The sequence below is a fragment of the Stutzerimonas stutzeri genome (genome assembly GCF_024448895.1).
In the GTDB taxonomy this organism is placed as follows: Bacteria; Pseudomonadota; Gammaproteobacteria; order Pseudomonadales; family Pseudomonadaceae; genus Stutzerimonas; species Stutzerimonas stutzeri_Q.
Map to the genome: position 1 here is coordinate 1 of NZ_JAMOIC010000063.1, position 1463 is coordinate 1463.

The following is a 1463-nucleotide window of genomic DNA, read 5'->3' on the forward strand; positions in this document are numbered from 1 at the left end:
CCTACCTGGAAAAGGTCACCCAGCCGTTCGAGATCGTTGCGTCCCTCGGTGACGGCGACAAGTCCCAGGAAATGCTCGCCATGCTGGAAGACATCACCAGCCTGAGCGACAAGATCACCCTACGCACCGACGGCAATGACGTACGCAAACCTTCGTTTGCACTCAACCGCATCGGTGGCGACATCAGCCTGCGCTTCGCCGGCATTCCGATGGGCCACGAATTCACCTCGTTGGTGCTGGCCCTGCTGCAGGTCGGCGGTCATCCGTCCAAGACCGCGCCTGAGGTCATCGAACAGATCAAAAACCTCGATGGCGAGTACAACTTCGAAACCTACTTCTCGCTCTCCTGCCAGAACTGCCCGGACGTGGTCCAGGCACTGAACCTGATGGCCGTGCTCAACCCGAACATCCGCCACGTCGCAATCGACGGTGCGCTGTTCCAGGAAGAGGTCACGGTGCGGCAGGTCATGTCCGTGCCAAGCATCTACCTGAATGGTGAACTGTTCGGCCAAGGCCGCATGGGCGAAGAAGAGATTCTGGCCAAGCTCGACACCGGCGCCTCGGCGCGCGATGCCGAAAAGCTTAGCGCCAAGGCCGCCTATGATGTGCTGGTCGTTGGTGGCGGGCCGGCTGGTGCTGCCGCGGCCATCTACGCTGCGCGTAAAGGCATCCGTACAGGTGTTGCAGCCGAGCGCTTCGGCGGCCAGGTGCTCGACACCATGGCCATCGAGAACTTCATCTCGGTCAACGAAACCGAAGGACCGAAACTGGCCCGCGCGCTGGAAAACCATGTGCGCGAATACGACGTCGACATCATGAACCTGCAGCGCGCTGCCCAACTGATCCCGGCCTCGCATGAAGGCGGACTGCACGAAATCAAGCTGGAGAACGGCGGCTCGCTGAAAGCCAAGACCTTGATTCTAGCGACCGGCGCACGCTGGCGTGAAATGAACGTGCCGGGCGAGCAGGAATACCGCGGCCATGGCGTCGCCTACTGCCCGCACTGCGACGGCCCGCTGTTCAAAGGCAAGCGAGTGGCGGTGATTGGGGGCGGCAACTCGGGTGTTGAAGCGGCTATCGACCTGGCTGGTATCGTCTCCCAGGTCACGCTGATCGAATTCGACAGCCAGCTGCGCGCCGATGCGGTACTGCAAAAGAAGCTTCACAGCCTGGCGAACGTCACGGTAATCACCAGTGCCTTGACCAGTGAAGTCATCGGAGATGGCAAGAAAGTCACCGGCCTGACCTACAAGGATCGCAACTCCAGCGAATTCCACGAGCTGGAGCTTGAGGGCATCTTCGTGCAGATCGGCCTGCTGCCCAACTCCGACTGGCTGAAGGGCACGGTGGAGCTGACTTCGCGTGGCGAGATCATCGTCGATGCGCGTGGTGAGACCTCGTTGCCGGGAATCTTTGCCGCAGGTGACGTGACGACCGTGCCTTACAAGCAGATCGTCATCGCG

The 1463-nt window shown here is 61.0% G+C and carries 1 protein-coding gene; it reads left to right on the forward strand.

What is annotated here, in order from left to right; translation table 11 throughout:
• On the forward strand, positions 1-1463 hold a 1463-nt coding region (ahpF, locus tag NA619_RS24920), incomplete at both ends, for an alkyl hydroperoxide reductase subunit F (protein WP_255964437.1).